This is a genomic window from Haloarcula pellucida (assembly GCF_014647235.1).
Taxonomy (GTDB): domain Archaea; phylum Halobacteriota; class Halobacteria; order Halobacteriales; family Haloarculaceae; genus Haloarcula; species Haloarcula pellucida.
In genome coordinates this window covers 1,176,018-1,192,429 of record NZ_BMOU01000001.1, presented here as the reverse complement: position 1 = coordinate 1,192,429, position 16,412 = coordinate 1,176,018, and the positions used below count along the sequence as shown (strand labels likewise).

The window sequence follows — 16,412 nt, the reverse complement described above, 5'->3', positions numbered from 1 at the left end:
CTTTCAGGTAGCTCAAAACCCGCTTGTATCGTTCCATCGGGACGTATCGCGGCCACGGCGAGCGACAGACGGCGGCCGGTAGCCCGAAACTGGCTCCGAAAACGCCTAACCCCCTCCGGTCACACGGGCGGGTATGGTCACGTCGAGCGCTCCCGGCAAGGTGTATCTGTTCGGGGAGCACGCGGTCGTCTACGGTGAGCCAGCGGTCCCGTGCGCCATCGAGCGCCGGGCCCGCGTGACGGCGAGAGAGATAGACGAAGGACTTCGTATTCACTCGGAAGACCTCAAACTCGACGGGTTCACCGTCGAGTACGACGGAGACGGAGCGGGTCGACCCGACGTCGACGCGTCGGAGCCCTTACTCGAAGCGGCGATGGGGTACGTAAACGAAGCGGTGGCACAGGTCCGGGACGCCGCCGACGTACCCGACGCCGGCTTCGAGATACGAATCGAGAGCGACATCCCGCTGGGGGCGGGACTCGGGTCGTCGGCGGCCGTCGTCGTCGCCGCCATCGACGCCGCGACTCGCGAACTGGGCGTCGAACTCTCGGCCGAGGCCATCGCGGAACGGGCCTATCAGGTGGAGGCGGCCGTACAGGACGGCGAGGCCTCGCGGGCCGATACGTTCTGTTCGGCGAAGGGCGGGGCCGTCCGCGTCGAGGGCGACGACTGCCGAACCGTCGAAGGCGTCGACAACCTGCCCTTCGTCATCGGCTACGACGGGGGCGCCGGGGACACCGGCGCACTGGTCGCAGGCGTCAGGAGTCTCCGTGAGGAGTACGACTTCGCCGCGGACACCGTCCGCGCCATCGGTGACATCGTCCGTGAGGGCGAGTCAGTACTGGGTTCGGGCGACTACGAGACGCTGGGCGACCTGATGGACTTCAATCACGGCCTCCTGTCGGCGCTGGGCGTCTCCTCCCGGTCGCTGGACTCGATGGTCTGGGCCGCCCGCGATGCGGGGGCGATGGGTGCGAAACTAACCGGGGCTGGCGGCGGTGGCTGTATCGTCGCGCTTGACGACACCGACGACGCGCTCACCGCCCTGAAGTACACGCCCGGGTGTGAATCGGTCTTCCGGGCGGAACTGGACACCGACGGAGTCCGGCAGGAATGACCGTCGTCCTCAAACTCGGCGGGAGCGTCGTCACCGAGAAGGAGACGCCGGAGACTGTCGACGACGAGGCGCTGGCGGCCGCCGCAGACGCCGTCGCGGCCAGCGACCACGACGTCGTAGTCATCCACGGCGGCGGGAGCTTCGGCCACCACCACGCCGCCGAGTACGGCGTGAGTACGACCGAGGGAACGCACGACGTGGCCGGCGTACAGGCCATCCACGGCGCGATGACGCGGCTGAACAGCAGGATCGTCACGGCGCTGACCGAGCGTGGGGTCCCCGCCGTCCCGGTCCACCCGTTCTCGGCGGCGGACCGGGGCGCAGACGGCACGCTCACGCTCCCGACCGGGCAGGTCCGAACGCTCCTCTCCGAGGGGTTCGTCCCGGTGTTGCACGGCGACCTCGTCGCCCACGCGGGCGAAGGAGCGACAGTCCTCAGTGGCGACGAACTGGTCGTCGAACTCGCGCCAGCCGTCGACGCCGACCGGGTCGGCGTCTGCTCGACGGTGCCCGGCGTGCTGGACGAAGACGGTGCCGTAATCGACCGAATCGAGGCCTTCGAGGACGCCGCGGCGGCGCTCGGCGGCAGCGACGCCACGGACGTCTCCGGCGGGATGGCCGCGAAGGTTCGTGCGCTCCTCGAACTCGAGAGCCCGGCCTCGGTGTTCGGCCCCGATGCGCTGTCGGCCTTCCTCGACGGCGACGCGCCGGGGACGACGATCGAGGCGGACCGGTGAACGTACGACCGTCGTAACCTATTTCACCGCCGTTGCTAATTGTAAATTCATGTCTGCTGTTAGCTTACCCGACGTCTACCGCTACGGCGCTCGGTACGTCGGTTACGTCCTCGTGGTCGCCATCGTTGGCGGTCTGTTCGTTGGCATCGGCGTGGTCCTCGGTGCGTCACCTAGCGCGTCGCCCTCCGTTACGACGAACCGAGCACTGCTCGGCGTCGCCGTCGCTGCTATCGGGGTCTTGCTTACGCTTTCTGGCGTGTTCGGACTCCTGCACAAACTCGTCGCCGACGCGACGATGGTCGGTGCTGCCGCGGCCGTCGCGAAAGCGGACGACGCGGCGGCACCGACCGACGCAGCGGCGCCCGACACCGAGAGCCGCGAGGTGAGCGGCGAACAGGAGGCCGCTGGGGCAGCAACCGCCGGAGCGGCTACCGGTTCGACGGCGGAGTCCCGCGACGAGACCCAGACGGAGACGGCCGATTCGGAGCCGAGCGAGACGACGGACGACGACCCGCTCGAATCGACCGCGGCCGAGGCCACCGACGGCGAGACGGCCGAGGCCGGCCCAGCCGAGACGGACGCACCGTCCGAAGCGGTGTCGACGACGGCAGCGACACCCGAAGAAGAGCCCCCGGAAGCGGACGAACCGGCTTCCTCACAGCCCGAGCCGGCGGCCGAAGCCGACGCGGTGCAAGACGACTCCGAACTGATCGCCGAGAGCGACCAGTCGGCGCGCGAGAACGCCGCGGACGGACAGGACTCCCAGCCCGCGGCCGCTGCCGAACCGGCACGAGAGACGGACAGCGGTTCGGAGCCCGATGCAGATATCTTCGGTGGTCCCGCCGAGGAGGCGGCCGACCAGACGACGACTGCGGACGACGACGACGATTCGTCAGCACCGGCCGAGGATCAGGGGCCTGTGGCGGCCGATGCCGCCGCTTCGGACGAGAACGACATCTTCGGTGGTCCCGCTGACGAACAGGCCGACGACGTCGGTCGCACGGACCCCGCCGCGGCCGAACCGCCGGCCGAAGACGACGCGCCGGCCGAACCACAGGAGTGGTCGCCGCCGGACCCGTCGGAGTTCCAGGGCCGACAGCCAGCCGCGTCGGACGACGACCAGTCGAGTCCGGACGAGTCGGTGCCGGTGGACGACCAGTCCACGACCGAGGAGCAGACCGTCTGGGATGTGGAGTCGGGGACCGGACCGGCCGAGCGCGACGACCAGACACAGTCGGCGGGACCACGGACCGCCGACGACCTGTTCGGCGAGTCGGCGTCCGAAGAGAGCGACGAGGACCTGCTCGGGAGTATCGAGTCCAGAGAGACGCGCATCGTCGACGACGTCGCCGAGGAGAGCGACGAGTCGTCCGCCGACGACGTCGAGGACGACGCGACGCTCTCAGACGAAGGCGTCACCGGGTTCGACGTCGATTCGGACAGCGATCCGCTGTCGGACGCCCTGGACGACGAATAGCCGCCCGGAACCCACACCGTTTTAAGAAGCGACGTTGTACGTCCGCGTAACCGAGCGCACGGCCGCCCGCAGACCGCGGTTTGGCGGCCGGCAGACGACGGGGAAAGTCGTCGGGACGTCAGTCCCTTCCACTTCGGGAATCGAGGCTACGGGGTGTACCCGGCCGGCCTCGACGCCCACAGGAACCGAGACGCCGTTTCAGCAGTTACCGTCGTCGCCAGCACCAACCGCGGGCCCGCGGACGGCTTCCACTCGGACCTACAACCATGGAAGTCGAAATCGCAACAATCGGCGGATACGAGGCAGTTGGCCGTCAGATGACGGCCGTCCGTGCAGGTGACGACGTCGTCATCTTCGACATGGGCCTGAACCTCTCGAAGGTACTGATTCACGACAACGTCGAGACCGAGCGGATGCACTCGCTCGATCTCATCGACATGGGCGCTATCCCGGACGACCGGGTCATGTCCGACCTCGAAGGTGACGTGAAGGCCATCGTGCCGACACACGGCCACCTCGACCACATCGGCGCCATCTCGAAACTCGCCCATCGCTACGACGCGCCTATCGTCGCCACGCCCTTCACCATCGAACTGGTCAAACAGCAGATAAAGGGCGAGGAGAAGTTCGGGGTCCAGAACGACCTCGTCAAGATGAGCGCGGGCGAGACGATGCAGATCGGCGAGCGAAACGAACTGGAGTTCGTCAACGTCACCCACTCCATCATCGACGCCATCAACCCGGTCCTCCACACGCCGGAGGGGTCGGTCGTCTACGGACTGGACAAGCGGATGGACCACACGCCGGTCATCGGCGACCCCATCGACATGAAGCGGTTCCGAGAGATCGGTCGCGAGGGCGAGGGCGTCCTCTGTTACATCGAGGACTGTACGAACGCCGGCCGGAAGGGCCGTACGGCCTCCGAGGCGGTCGCTCGTCGCCACCTCAAGGACGTCATGACCAGCATCGAGGACTACGACGGCGGCATCGTCGCCACGACGTTCTCCTCGCACATCGCTCGTGTGAAGAGCCTCGTCGAGTTCGCCGACGACATCGGCCGTCAGCCGGTCTTGCTCGGTCGCTCGATGGAGAAGTACTCCGGCACCGCAGAGCGACTGGACTTCGTGGACTTCCCGGAGGACCTCGGGATGTACGGCCACCGCAAGTCCGTCGACCGCACGTTCAAGCGGATCATGAACGAAGGCAAGGAGAACTTCCTGCCCATCGTCACGGGCCATCAGGGCGAACCGCGCGCGATGCTCACCCGCATGGGCCGCGGCGAGACGCCCTACGAGCTAGACGACGGCGACAAGGTGCTGTTCTCCGCCCGGGTCATTCCGGAACCGACCAACGAGGGCCAGCGCTACCAGTCCGAGAAACTGCTGGGCATGCAGGGCGCCCGCATCTACGACGACATCCACGTCTCGGGCCACCTCCGTCAGGAGGGCCACTACGAGATGCTCGACGCGCTCCAGCCCCAGCACGTCATCCCGGCCCACCAGAGTCTCGAAGGGTTCGCGCCGTACGTGGACCTCGCCGAGAATCAGGGCTACAAGGTCGGCCGCGACCTGCACATCACGCGTAACGGCAACATGATTCAGCTCACGGAATAACCACATGTCCGAAGGTTATCAGCAGGTCGAAAAAGCCATCCTCGCCCGCCGGGAGCGGGTCAACGAGGCCCTCCCCGAGGAGCTTCCAGTGACGCGGCCCGAGCACCTCTACGAGGCGACCCGCTACCTGCTGGACGCCGGCGGCAAGCGACTCCGTCCGACGGTGTTGCTGCTGGTCGCGGAGTCGCTACTGGACGTCGAGCCACTGTCGGTCGACTACCGTGACTTCCCGACGCTCACCGGCGGGCAGGCCGACGTGCTGTCGGCGGCGCTGGCTATCGAGGTCATCCAGACGTTCACGCTCATCCACGACGACATCATGGACGACGACGACCTCCGCCGCGGGGTCCCGGCCGTCCACAAGGAGTACGACCTCTCGACGGCGATTCTGGCCGGCGACACGTTGTACTCGAAGGCCTTCGAGTTCCTGCTCGAAACCGGCGCGGCCGACGACCGGAGCGTCGCCGCGAACAAGCGCCTCGCGAAGACCTGCACCCGCATCTGCGAGGGGCAGTCGCTGGACATCGAGTTCGAACAGCGCGATGCGGTCACGCCCGATGAGTATCTGGAGATGGTCGAACTCAAGACGGCCGTCCTCTACGGCGCCGCAGCGTCCATCCCGGCGACGCTGCTGGGTGCCGACGAGGAGACCGTCGAGGCCCTGTACAACCACGGACTGGACGTGGGCCGGGCCTTCCAGATTCAGGACGACCTGCTCGATCTGACCACGCCCTCGGAGAAACTGGGCAAGCAGCGCGGGTCGGACCTCGTCGAGAACAAGCAGACGCTCGTGACGTTGCACGCCCGTCAGCAGGGCGTCGACGTCGAGAACCTCGTCGACACCGACTCCGTCGACGAGGTGTCCGAAGCCGAGATAGACGAGGCCGTCGCCACGCTCCGCGAAGCGGGGTCCATCGAGTACGCCCGGAACCGGGCGCAGGAACTCGTCACGAGCGGCAAGGAGAACCTCGAAGTCCTCCCGGACAACGAGGCACGCGACCTGCTGGACGGCATCGCGAACTACCTCGTCGAGCGCGAGTACTGACGCCGCGCGGTCGTTTGTACGCCCATCGCCCACGGCGGTAGCGCCGGGTCGGAATTAAGGCGAACCGACACGAACGAGCGTCCGTGACCGAGTTCCTCCTCTACGGCGGGAAAGGCGGGGTGGGAAAGACGACCATCGCGACGGCGACGGGGGTCTCGCTGGCCGAGCGAGGCTACGAGACGCTCGTCGTGTCGACGGACCCGGCCCACTCGTTGGGTGACGCCGTCGAGCGACCGGTCGGAGCCGACCCCGTGGAGATACACAACGGCTTCTGGGGCGTCGAAGTCGACCCACAGGCAGGTATCGACCGCTACCGGACGCTGTTCGAGGCGCTGGCCGCGGAGTTCGCCAGTGCAGGCATCGACCTCGACGAAGACGAGATTACCGACCTGTTCACCGCGGGTGTGATGCCCGGGAGCGACGAACTGGCCGCAGTAGAGGGACTTGCGACCTACGCCGACAGCGACCGGTGGGACCGGGTGGTGTTCGACACCGCACCGACGGGCCACACGCTCAGACTGCTGGACCTGCCGTCGGTGCTTGACCGCGGGATGGCGACGGCGCTGGACCTGCGCGATCAGGTTCGCCGGAAGGTGAACACGACGCGAACGATGCTGTTTGGTCCGATGGCGAATCGACGGCGCGCCGACGGCCCGGACGACTTCACCGAGATGCGCGACCGGATGGAACGGGTCGGGACCGTCCTCCGGGACCCCGACCGGACGGCGTTCCGTGCGGTCACCATCCCGGAGACGATGGCCGTCCGCGAGACCGAACGGCTGGTCGAGCAGTTGCGTTCCTTCGAGGTCCCGGTGACGACGCTCGTCGTCAACAAGGTCGTCGAGGACCCCGGCGATTGCGAGCGCTGTCGTGGGAAGCAGACCGTCCAGGAGGAGGCGATCGCGACGCTACGCGAATCGCTACCGGACCTGGATGTCTGGACGATCCCGGACGAATCGGGCGAGGTTACGGGTCTGGACGCACTCGAACGCGTTTCTACACACCTGGGAACCGATCTGTAGCGCCGGTCAGTCGCGGTGGCGACCGACCACTCGTCGGACCGTCGCCCCGAACCAGACCAGGACGACGCTACAGAGGTAGTAGGTCACGACCAACCCCACGTAGTAGAGCCCGGAGTTCGACACGCCCAGGAATCCCTCGACAGCGTAGACGACGTTCTCCAGCCCCCAGGGGCTGTCGTAGACGAGGATCGACAGCAGGTACGCGGGGACGTACAGGAGTATCGCGACCGGGGAGACGTACGGCTCGGCAGCCGGGGCCACCTGCCCGATAGCAGCCGCAAGCACCGGCAGGTAGGTCGCCGCGACCAGGTAGGCGAACAGTGCGAGCGTGGTCGGCCGACGGAACACGCTCCGAACCTCGGCACCTGTGGAGGGTCGAAGGGCGCCAGTCAGGGAGTGCATGCACGTCGTCGTAGGGACTCGGGGTAGTTTACGTCAATCGCCGACACCTGTGTCACCCCCTGTCGGTCGTATCAGGACGAGATGGCATCGAGCCCCGAAACGTGTTCACTCCGGTCGCGATGGCGCTCGAAGCACGTACTCGCCCACTCGTAGAACGCGGGGTCGCTCCCGTCGGCCAGCGCGTGGAGTTGGCCCTGGTCGTCGTAGGCCAGGAGGAACACGCGGTCGTCGGTCAGCGTCAGCCCGAACGAGAGCGGGTCGGGGTGGCGGTACAGCGAGAAGCCCGGGACGCCGACGACGGTGGCGAACTCGGCCGGGTTCTGCTCGCGGGCACGCTGGACCGTCGGGCCGTCGAGGACGAGTTCGTGTGTGACGCCGTCGAGGACCTGTCCGGCGTGGGCGTCGTGGAACAGGCGACTCAGGACCGGCGAGAGCATCCTGATCGAGTCGGTCGACGCGGACGCGATGGACTCGACGTAGTGGCTCACAGGGGCCTGCGGCTGGTCGGGTTCGCTCCCGACCAGCGTCGCATCGGCGAGGTGCTCCGGGCGTGGGGCCTGGTCGGCCGGGAGGTGGGCGAACAGTGGTTCCCACGATTCGATGGCCGCCAGCGCGTCGAGATACGAGCGGTGCCGCCGTGTGATCAGCCTGCCGGCAGTCGTGAGGTCGTACGCACCGTCGTGTTTCCGCGCCCAGCCACGCTCGGCGAACGCCGCGAGGTTCCGCTGGACGCTGCGGCGTGACTGTCCGAGGTCGTCGTCGAGATCACTCGGCGTCCCCGGTTCGTCGGCGAGCCGTTCGAGGAGTGCGAGGCGGTCCGGAGAGTCCGCGAGGAAGCGGGCAGCGTCGGCGGCCATGTCTCGTCTACCGACCGCCCGGAGGATAACGGTGGCGCCGTGCCAACCCGACGCCGTTTTGACTGGGGCGGTGCCAGAGTCGTGCATGGACGAGGAGCTTCGTGCCCGCATCGAGGAGGCCGCCGAGACGAACGCCCTCCTCAACGCGGTCAAACACGACAGCGAGGCACAGGTCGGGGCCATCATGGGGCCGCTCATGGGTGAGAACCCCGAGTTCAGAGAGCACGGCGACGAGATTCCGGGGATCATTGCGCCCATCGTCGACCGGGTCAACGGGATGGACGCCGAGAAACGCCGTGAGCGCCTGCAGGAACTCGCCCCCGAGAAACTCGAAGAACTCGAAGCCGAGGACGAGGGCGAGGACCACCCCCTGCCCGACCTGCCCAACGTCGAGGAGTACGACACCGTGCGGATGCGCGTCGCGCCGAACCCCAACGGCCCGTGGCACATCGGCCACGCCCGGATGGCCGCCGTCATCGGGACGTACAAGGAGCGCTACGACGGCGAGTTCGTCTGCCGGTTCGACGACACCGACCCCGAGACGAAGCGGCCGGACCTCGACGCCTACGACCAGATTCTGGACGCTATCGACTACCTCGGCTTCGAACCCGACGACGTGTTCACGGCGAGCGACCGGGTGGAGACCTACTACGACTACGCCCGGCAACTCATCGACGCCGAGGGTGCCTACACCTGCTCGTGCCCGCAGGGGGAGTTCTCCGACATGAAGAACAGCGGCGAGGCCTGTCCCCACCGCGAGAAAGACGTCGCCACCGTCCACGAGGAGTTCGACGCGATGGTCGACGGCGAGTACGACAGCGGCGAGATGGTCCTCCGGGTCCGGACCGACATCACCCACAAGAATCCGGCCCTGCGTGACTTCGTCGCCTTCCGGATGATAGACACGCCACACCCGCGCGAGGCGGCCGCCGACTATCGCTGCTGGCCGATGCTGGACTTCCAGAGCGGCGTCGACGACCACCTGCTGGGCATCACGCACATCATCCGCGGCATCGACCTGCAGGACTCCGCGAAGCGCCAGCAGTTCGTCTACGACTACTTCGACTGGGAGTACCCGGAGGTCGTTCACTGGGGGCACGTACAGGTGGACGCCTACGACGTGAAGATGTCCACCTCGACCATCTCGGAACTCATCGCCGAGGGCGAACTCGACGGCTGGGACGACCCGCGTGCGCCGACGGTGGCGAGTCTCCGCCGGCGGGGCATCCGTGGCGAGGCGCTCGTCGACGCGATGGTCGAACTCGGCACCTCCACGTCCAACGTCGACCTCGCCATGTCGTCGGTGTACGCGAACAACCGCGAGATGATAGACGACGACACCGACCGGGCGTTCTTCGTCCGTGACAGCGACGACCACGGCGGACTGGTCGAGCGACAGGTCGTGGGCGGCCCCGACGCGGGCGAACCGCCGTACCACCCGGACCACGAGGACCGGGGCCGACGCGAGATTCCGGTCGTGGGCGGCGTCGCCGTCGAGGGCGACGACCTGCCGGGTCACGGCGAGCGAGTCTGGCTGAAGGGGTACGGCTGTGTTCGCCACACCCGCGACGCCTTCGAGTACGTCGGCGACGACATCGCGGCGGTGCGCGAGGAGGGCGTCGACGTCGTCCACTGGGCGCCGGCCGACGGTCCCGCGCTCCGACTGCGGACGATGGACGGCGACGTGACCGGCGTCGCCGAACCGGGCGTCCTCGACTACGACGCCGACGACGTACTCCAGTTCGAGCGCGTCGGCTTCGCCCGCGTGGACGACGTGGACCCGGACGGCGAGTCGGTCGCGTACTTCGCGCATCCCTAGAGCGTGTAGACGACTGCATGGTGAACGTCGCCGCCGAACACGAGGACGACCAGCGGAACCAGCGACGGACCTACCACCGTCGGTTCTGGTTCCCGAAGCGGGTCGACGACGGGAGCATCGCCGCGAACCACACCAACGGCATCCTCGAAGTCCGCCTGCCCGTCTCCGAGGGTGCCGTCACTCGCGGCAAGCGCATCGAAATCGAAGGCTAACCCGTCCCCGACGCGTTTTTATTCCGTCCAACCGCAGTAGGGGACGTGACAGAGCGCGCTCCGACGACGGTCACCGTCGACCGAGACATCCCCTTCCACGAGGCGGCCGGCGAGACGCTCCTGCTGGATGTCTACGACTCGACGGCCAGTAGCGGGCCGAAACCGGTCGCCGTCCTCGTCCGCGGGGGCGGGTTCACGGTCGGTGACAAGGGCGAGTTCGCCCGCCACGCCATCGACCTCGCCGAGGACGGCTACCTCGTCGTCGAACCGCAGTACCGACTGGCACCCGACCACACCTTCCCGGCCGCACTCGTCGACGTGAAGGCCGCTATCGAGTGGTGCCGGGCGGAGGCGGACGCCTACGGCGCGGACCCACGACGCGTCGTGGCCGTCGGTCACTCCGCTGGCGCGAATCTCGTGACGCTCGCCGCGGCGACGGCCGACGACCCGGCGTTCGAACCGGACCTGTATCCCGGCGCGTCCTCCGAACTGTCGGCCGTCGTCGGCTACTCGGGTGTCTACGACTTCCGGGCGATGGCGGAGACCGACGACGCGGGCGATGCGGACATATACAGGCAGTATCTCGGCGGCGGGCCCGAGGAGGTTCCGGAGGCGTACGAACTCGCCTCGCCGGTGGCACAGGCCACCGTCTCCACGCCGCCGGCGCTGTTGCTCCACGCCGAGGACGACGAGGTGTTTTCGCCGGCCCAGTCGGAACTGCTCGCTCGGACGCTCGATCCCCTGACGACGGTGGCATACGAACCCGTTCCGGGTGGTCACGGCTTTCCCTTCGCGGGAGCGTTCTACGACGACGTCTACGACCGCACCGCTGCGTTCCTCCAGCGTCACGTCGGTGTCACCGACGACCCGATGAGCGTCCACGACGGTCCGTCACTCGACGAGGGACGTGGTCCCGGCAAACCGCCCGGCCGTGGACCGACCAGTGGGCCCGACGACCCTCGTTTCTGAGGCTGACTGTCGAAAGTTTAAGTATCGTCGCCGAGTGTTGTTAGATACCAATGGCCATAGACCCCGAATTCGAGGACAATCGTGACGTGGTCGAACAACACGACGGCCACAACGTCTGGGGGCCGGTCGAGGAACCCGACACGCTGGGTATCCACGGCACCCACGTCGCCGTCGACTTCGACATCTGTCTCGCCGACGGCGCCTGTCTGGAGGACTGCCCGGTCGACGTGTTCGAGTGGGTAGACACGCCCGACCACCCCGAGAGCGAAATCAAGGCCGACCCGGCCCACGAGGACCAGTGTATCGACTGCATGCTGTGTGTCGACGTCTGTCCGGTCGACGCCATCGACGTCGACCCCGGCCGCGCCGGCCGTATCTGAGTCCAGAACGCCCGTTTTCCGTATCGAGTTCGGCGTAGTGGCGGTATCGTCCGTGTCCTCCAGTAGTCGGTCCGGCGGGGTGCTGTGTCCGCCGCATCACCGACGGACGCCCCACGAAACTGTCACCCGTTATTGTGAACATACATTTATGTTCCGCCCGAGATGAGGTACGTTGACGAGAGTCGTGACAACTATGCACACAGTAGTTCTGACAAAGGGGGTCCCCGACTTCCGAGAGGGACAGGTATCCTTCGACGAGGACGGGCACCTCGAACGCGGGAAGACCCCGACGGTGATGAACCCGAACGACAAACACGCGCTCCGGGCGGCGTTCCAGACTCGCGTACGAAACGGCGGTCACGTCTCGCTCATGAGCATGGGGCCGCCGGGGTATCAGGAGGTGTTACAGGAAGGGATGCGCGACGTCTACGCCGACGACCTGTATCTCCTCTCGGACCGGGAGATGGGTGCCGCCGACACGTGGGCCACGGCGATGACTGTCGCCACAGGCATCCAGAATCTGGAGACGCAACCGGACCTCGTGTTCGCGGGGTTCAAGACCGCAGACGGAGAGACGGGCCACACCGGCCCACAGACGGCCTACTGTCTGGACTGGCCGCTGGTCACCCACGTCGTCTCGCTCGACATCGACGAGGAGGCGGGCCTGTTGCGAGCGAAGCGACTGGTCGACGGCGACGTCTCCGAGATAGAGACGGTCGAGGCGCCGATGCCCTGTTTCGTCGTCGCCGACCCCGAGTTCGAACCGACCTACCGGAAGGCCAGCCACCGCCTCGAACACAAACAGTTGCGCGAGGAGACCCAAGAACGCGCCGAGAACTACGAAGACCTGGTGACGGTCTGGGACCACGAAGACCTCAATCTGGACCCGGACTACATCGGCCTCGACGGGTCGCCGACCATCGTCGCCGGCGTCGACCCCATCCCGAAGGCCCCCTCCGAACGCGAGGCGACTGTCGTCGACGGCGACGATTCGGCGGCGATGGAACCGATACTGGACGAACTGACGCCCTACGCAGCAGGTGACTGATCATGCCAGCAATAGACCCCACTGAGTACGAGATCGCCGAACTCGGGCCGAAGATAACAGACGTCGACGACGCCGACGAGTTGCACGAGATGCTGGAACTGGAGGAAGCGGGCGAGGACCGCGCTCCGGTGAAGACGCTCATCGAGGACCGCATCGAGAAGGTCGAAGCCGAGGACGACGGCGAACTCGACCCCGAGACGGTCGACCTGACGGAGATGACCGTCGCGGACATCGCGAACATGGTTCGCGGCGTCGACGACGCCGACGTCCTGCGGGACGTCCTCGAACGCGAACGCGAGGGGAAAGAACGCAAGAGCGCCATCGCCCAGATAGAGAACCGCATCGACTCTGTCGAAGGCAGCGAAGAGCAAGCGGGCGAGGACGTCGAGTACGTCCCGCCAGAGGAGAAGTACCCCGAACTCGACCACCCGACCAACGACAAGCGGTGGGTCGAGGGCACCGTCGGCGCGGAGTACCGCGACATGTGGGTGTACTGTGAGACGCAGGCGGGCGAACTGGTCGACGTCTCGAAGGAGATGCTGGGGAAGGCCCGCGATCTGATGGACCAGTACAACGCGGACTACGACGCCGAGGAACGCGTCGTCGCCGTCCTCGTCGGTGCCGACGCCAGCGACCACGTCGAGGACGCCACCGCCTACGGCGCCGACCTCGTGGTCTACATGGAGGACGACCGCCTCGAACGGTTCCGGCACACGCCTTACACCGAGATAGTCACCGATATGTCTCGGGCGGGGGGCGAACTCGCCAGCGAGGGTCACGCGGACGTCGACTGGAAGGACTACCACGAACCGCGCTATACGATATTCCCCGCGACGAACAACGGCCGGGACCTCTCGGCGCTCGTCCAGGGGGCGCTGGACTCGGGGCTGGCGTCGGACTGTTCGGGGCTGTACATCGAGGAGGCGATGATCTCCAACCCCGCGAAGGTCGGCAACGCGGGCGACAACAAGGAGTTCGAGCGCGTACTTCACATGAAACGGCCGGACTTCTCCGGGTTCGAGTACTCGACCATCCTCTGTATCGACAAGCCCAACCGGGACTTTCACCCGCAGGGGGCGTCCGTGATTCCGGGCAGTTTCGAGATTCCGGACCCGGACTACGACCGCGAGGCGGCGGTGGTCGAGTACGAGATGGACCTCGAAGAGGAGTGGTTCGAGGTGGAGGTCACGGAGTTCGACCGCCTCTCGGGCGGCGTCGACCTGACCGGCAACGACGTGGTGGTCGCCGTCGGCCGGGGCATCGGCGACGACCCGACGACGGGCATCGAACTCGCACTGGACCTCGTGGACGCCTTCGAGGACGCCGACCTCGGCCTCTCGCGCGGGGTCATCACGTCCTCGTACGCGTTCGACAGCCACGTCGAGCAGTACGTCACGGAAGCGCGCCAGATAGGCGAGTCCGGGCAGGTCGTCGAACCAGATATCTACATCGCGGCGGGCATCTCCGGGGCCATCCAGCACAAGGTCGGCTGTGACGAGGCAGACACCATCATCGCCGTCAACACCGACCCGGAGGCCGACATCCGGGACTTCTCTGACTACGTCATCGAGGGCGACCTCTTCGAGGTGCTCCCGCGACTGACCGAGGCCGTCGAGAAGGGGGAACTGGCCGCGGCCGTGGAGGCGAGCGATGACTGACCACGAACACTACGAGGCCGTCGTCGTCGGATGTGGCCCGGGCGGGGCCGCCGCGGCGGCGAACCTCGCGCGCAACGGCGTCGAGACGCTAGTCCTCGAACGCGGCGTCGACGCCGGGTCGAAGAACGTCTCCGGCGGCCTCATCTATGCCGAGGAGTCCGCACCGTACACCATCGACGGCCTGTTCCCGGAGTTCCGCGAGGAAGCGACGGAGCGACCGGTCACCGAGAACTACATCCACAACGTGGCCGGCGACACGGTGAAGACGTTCGACATCGGCGACCTGCACCACCACGACACGGCGTGGGCCGACTCGGTTCTCCGCCGCCGGATGGACTCGTGGCTCGCCGACCGCGTCCACGAACTCACCCACGAGACGGGCGGCGGCCTGTTGACCGAAGTCCACGTCACCGGCCTCCTCCGGGAGAAGGGGGAGATCGTCGGCGTCACCTGCGAGGAACTGGACCCGATAGCGGCCGACATCGTCGTCGCGGCCGACGGCGTCAACTCCGAACTCGCCCGCGACGCCGGCCTGATGGACTGGGAGGACCCCGACGAGTGGTTCCAGGGGGTCAAGGCCGTCGCCGAGATGGACCCCGACACGATAGACGAGCGGTTCGACATCGACGACGACGAGGGCGAGGCCCACCTGTTCTCGGGCGACCTCTTCGATGGGGTGCGCGGCGGCGGGTTCCTCTACACCAACGAGGCGTCGCTGTCCATCGGGACGGTGTTTCACCTCGATTCCATCGCCGAGGAACGGGCCGAACCGCAGGAACTGCTCGACGGCCTGCTGACTCACCCGCTCATGGCCCAGTGGCTGGGCGAGGACTACCACGAACTGGAGTACAGCGCGAAACTCGTCCCGGACTCGAAGAAGGCGGCGCTCACCGCCCCGCACGAGGACCGCCTCGTCGTCGTCGGGGACGCGGCGGGCCAGATGCAGGCTCAAGGCCCCATCATCAAGGGGATGAACCACGCCGTCACGGCGGGTGCGCTGGCCGCCGAAGCCTTCGCCGACGCCCGCTCTCGGGGCGACCCGCACCGCGCCGGCGAGTTCTACGAGCAGAAACTCCACGACGAAGGAGTCATGGACAAACTGCGACCGACCAGCTACAGCGTGGTGGGGAAACTGGGCGAAATCGGGCCGATAGACGGCGTCGCGAACGCCGTCGCGGAGTCGGCTGTCGGTCGCTTCGGCGTCCGAGCGGCGGAGGGACTGGTCGAGCGGGCCTACAACTCCCCGATGCTCGTCTCGATGATTCCCGACACGAAACTGCCCTACGTCACGCTCCCGACGGTCATCGGCGAGGAACTGGGCGAGGTCGTGACCGACGAGAACCACGTCCAACCGCCCGAACTCGACGACCGCATCGGCGACCTGACCTACGACGTGGGCGATCCGCACATCGAACTGGTCGACAACTCCTTCGAGGCGTCCGGCACCGCCGTGACCGCCTGCCCGGTCAGCGCGACGGACTTCGGCGGCGGGTGTTACCGCGACGAGATGGTCCAGACGAACGGCCACGAGGAACACCTCGTCAGTCTGGACACCCAGCCTTGCGTCGAGTGTGGTACCTGCGCCGTCGTCGCCGACACCGAGTGGGAACACCCCGCCGGGGGCAAGGGCGTCGAGTTCGAACAGGGCTGAGATGAGCCACCAGTACCGCGACCGGATTCGGACGCTCGAACGCCGGGCCGACGAGATCGCCGCGGACTTCGACCCGGACCCGCCCGAGGAGGAGCGAGCGATGAACATACTCAGGCGGGGTGTCGGCCCGACGGTGTCGCTGTACTGCGAGGCCCGGACCGGCGGGCAGTGGGTCCGCTTCGACGAGGCGACCTTCGACCGTCTCGAAGCGACGCTGAACCAGTGGCTGGGGCTGTACGCCGCCTGCTACGGGGTCGAACTGGACGGGACGTACTCCGTCCGCACGGCCGCCGAACTGCTCGTGGACACACACGACGTTCGGGACGTCGCGACGGTGCTGACCGGCGTCCCCGAGCGGTAGGCCTCGACGTATTCGGAAGTGTGTTCTCACCCCTCACGTGACAA

The 16,412-nt window shown here is 67.1% G+C and carries 16 protein-coding genes; 14 read left to right on the top strand and 2 right to left on the bottom strand.

Annotation, left to right across the window (positions count from 1 at the left end; all coding sequences use genetic code 11):
• Positions 1–133 precede the first annotated feature (133 nt).
• The 6 genes from mvk to IEY28_RS06265 all read left to right on the top strand — a co-directional run bounded on the left by mvk (position 134) and on the right by IEY28_RS06265 (position 7,011).
• The gene (gene mvk, locus IEY28_RS06290; RefSeq protein WP_166970825.1) at positions 134–1,117 is read left to right on the top strand and encodes a mevalonate kinase; all 984 of its coding nucleotides are present in this window, start codon (positions 134–136) and stop codon (positions 1,115–1,117) included.
• Positions 1,114–1,854, top strand: a complete 741-nt coding sequence (locus tag IEY28_RS06285; protein ID WP_188995540.1) for an isopentenyl phosphate kinase — start codon at positions 1,114–1,116, stop codon at positions 1,852–1,854. The genes mvk and IEY28_RS06285 overlap by 4 nt, the downstream gene beginning before the upstream one ends.
• Before the next feature lie 49 nt (positions 1,855–1,903).
• A complete protein-coding gene (locus tag IEY28_RS06280; protein ID WP_188995539.1) occupies positions 1,904–3,331 on the top strand; it encodes a hypothetical protein in 1,428 nt (475 codons plus the stop codon).
• Positions 3,332–3,597: 266 nt separating this feature from the next.
• A complete protein-coding gene (locus tag IEY28_RS06275) occupies positions 3,598–4,944 on the top strand; it encodes a ribonuclease J (RefSeq protein ID WP_188995537.1) in 1,347 nt (448 codons plus the stop codon).
• 4 nt (positions 4,945–4,948) lie between these two features.
• On the top strand, positions 4,949–5,989 hold the full coding sequence (gene idsA3 / locus IEY28_RS06270; protein ID WP_188995535.1) for a geranylfarnesyl diphosphate synthase: 1,041 nt from the start codon (positions 4,949–4,951) through the stop codon (positions 5,987–5,989).
• An 83-nt stretch (positions 5,990–6,072) separates the two neighbouring features.
• Positions 6,073–7,011, top strand: coding sequence for an ArsA family ATPase (locus IEY28_RS06265; RefSeq protein ID WP_188995533.1), 939 nt, complete (start codon positions 6,073–6,075; stop codon positions 7,009–7,011).
• Between the two features lie 6 nt (positions 7,012–7,017).
• On the opposite strand, the gene IEY28_RS06260 is transcribed toward IEY28_RS06265, so the two are convergent.
• Positions 7,018–7,413 (bottom strand): hypothetical protein, encoded by a 396-nt coding sequence (locus IEY28_RS06260; RefSeq protein ID WP_188995531.1) that lies wholly within the window; start codon positions 7,411–7,413, stop codon positions 7,018–7,020.
• 71 nt (positions 7,414–7,484) lie between these two features.
• A complete protein-coding gene (locus tag IEY28_RS06255; protein WP_188995529.1) occupies positions 7,485–8,270 on the bottom strand; it encodes a helix-turn-helix transcriptional regulator in 786 nt (261 codons plus the stop codon).
• Positions 8,271–8,355: 85 nt separating this feature from the next.
• Between IEY28_RS06255 and IEY28_RS06250 the strand changes: the two genes are divergently transcribed.
• From IEY28_RS06250 to IEY28_RS06215, 8 genes are all read left to right on the top strand, one after another.
• On the top strand, positions 8,356–10,089 hold the full coding sequence (locus IEY28_RS06250) for a glutamate--tRNA ligase (RefSeq protein WP_188995527.1): 1,734 nt from the start codon (positions 8,356–8,358) through the stop codon (positions 10,087–10,089).
• A gap of 17 nt (positions 10,090–10,106) precedes the next feature.
• Positions 10,107–10,301, top strand: coding sequence for an Hsp20 family protein (locus IEY28_RS06245; RefSeq protein WP_188995525.1), 195 nt, complete (start codon positions 10,107–10,109; stop codon positions 10,299–10,301).
• Between the two features lie 45 nt (positions 10,302–10,346).
• Positions 10,347–11,270 carry an alpha/beta hydrolase gene (locus IEY28_RS06240; protein WP_188995523.1) on the top strand — a complete coding sequence of 308 codons (924 nt, stop codon included), beginning with the start codon at positions 10,347–10,349 and terminating at the stop codon, positions 11,268–11,270.
• Between the two features lie 50 nt (positions 11,271–11,320).
• The gene (locus IEY28_RS06235) at positions 11,321–11,650 is read left to right on the top strand and encodes a 4Fe-4S dicluster domain-containing protein (protein WP_166970807.1); all 330 of its coding nucleotides are present in this window, start codon (positions 11,321–11,323) and stop codon (positions 11,648–11,650) included.
• A gap of 193 nt (positions 11,651–11,843) precedes the next feature.
• Entirely contained in the window at positions 11,844–12,698 is an 855-nt protein-coding gene (locus tag IEY28_RS06230; RefSeq protein WP_188995521.1) for an electron transfer flavoprotein subunit beta/FixA family protein, read from the top strand.
• A gap of 2 nt (positions 12,699–12,700) precedes the next feature.
• Positions 12,701–14,356 (top strand): electron transfer flavoprotein subunit alpha/FixB family protein, encoded by a 1,656-nt coding sequence (locus tag IEY28_RS06225; RefSeq protein ID WP_188995519.1) that lies wholly within the window; start codon positions 12,701–12,703, stop codon positions 14,354–14,356.
• Positions 14,349–16,007, top strand: coding sequence for an FAD-dependent oxidoreductase (locus tag IEY28_RS06220; RefSeq protein WP_188995517.1), 1,659 nt, complete (start codon positions 14,349–14,351; stop codon positions 16,005–16,007). The genes IEY28_RS06225 and IEY28_RS06220 overlap by 8 nt, the downstream gene beginning before the upstream one ends.
• A gap of 1 nt (position 16,008) precedes the next feature.
• Positions 16,009–16,368, top strand: coding sequence for a DUF8055 family protein (locus IEY28_RS06215; protein WP_188995515.1), 360 nt, complete (start codon positions 16,009–16,011; stop codon positions 16,366–16,368).
• The last annotated feature ends 44 nt before the right edge of the window (positions 16,369–16,412 follow it).

Bases quoted from the DNA above. Each gene is read 5' to 3' on its own strand.
- IEY28_RS06220 (WP_188995517.1), top strand. From the start codon at position 14,349: ATGACTGACCACGAACACTACGAGGCCGTCGTCGTCGGATGTGGCCCG.
- IEY28_RS06255 (WP_188995529.1), bottom strand. From the start codon at position 8,270: ATGGCCGCCGACGCTGCCCGCTTCCTCGCGGACTCTCCGGACCGCCTC.
- IEY28_RS06225 (WP_188995519.1), top strand. From the start codon at position 12,701: ATGCCAGCAATAGACCCCACTGAGTACGAGATCGCCGAACTCGGGCCG.
- IEY28_RS06215 (WP_188995515.1), top strand. From the start codon at position 16,009: ATGAGCCACCAGTACCGCGACCGGATTCGGACGCTCGAACGCCGGGCC.
- IEY28_RS06280 (WP_188995539.1), top strand. From the start codon at position 1,904: ATGTCTGCTGTTAGCTTACCCGACGTCTACCGCTACGGCGCTCGGTAC.
- IEY28_RS06235 (WP_166970807.1), top strand. From the start codon at position 11,321: ATGGCCATAGACCCCGAATTCGAGGACAATCGTGACGTGGTCGAACAA.
- idsA3 (WP_188995535.1), top strand. From the start codon at position 4,949: ATGTCCGAAGGTTATCAGCAGGTCGAAAAAGCCATCCTCGCCCGCCGG.
- IEY28_RS06275 (WP_188995537.1), top strand. From the start codon at position 3,598: ATGGAAGTCGAAATCGCAACAATCGGCGGATACGAGGCAGTTGGCCGT.
- IEY28_RS06230 (WP_188995521.1), top strand. From the start codon at position 11,844: ATGCACACAGTAGTTCTGACAAAGGGGGTCCCCGACTTCCGAGAGGGA.
- IEY28_RS06250 (WP_188995527.1), top strand. From the start codon at position 8,356: ATGGACGAGGAGCTTCGTGCCCGCATCGAGGAGGCCGCCGAGACGAAC.
- IEY28_RS06245 (WP_188995525.1), top strand. From the start codon at position 10,107: ATGGTGAACGTCGCCGCCGAACACGAGGACGACCAGCGGAACCAGCGA.
- IEY28_RS06260 (WP_188995531.1), bottom strand. From the start codon at position 7,413: ATGCACTCCCTGACTGGCGCCCTTCGACCCTCCACAGGTGCCGAGGTT.
- mvk (WP_166970825.1), top strand. From the start codon at position 134: ATGGTCACGTCGAGCGCTCCCGGCAAGGTGTATCTGTTCGGGGAGCAC.
- IEY28_RS06285 (WP_188995540.1), top strand. From the start codon at position 1,114: ATGACCGTCGTCCTCAAACTCGGCGGGAGCGTCGTCACCGAGAAGGAG.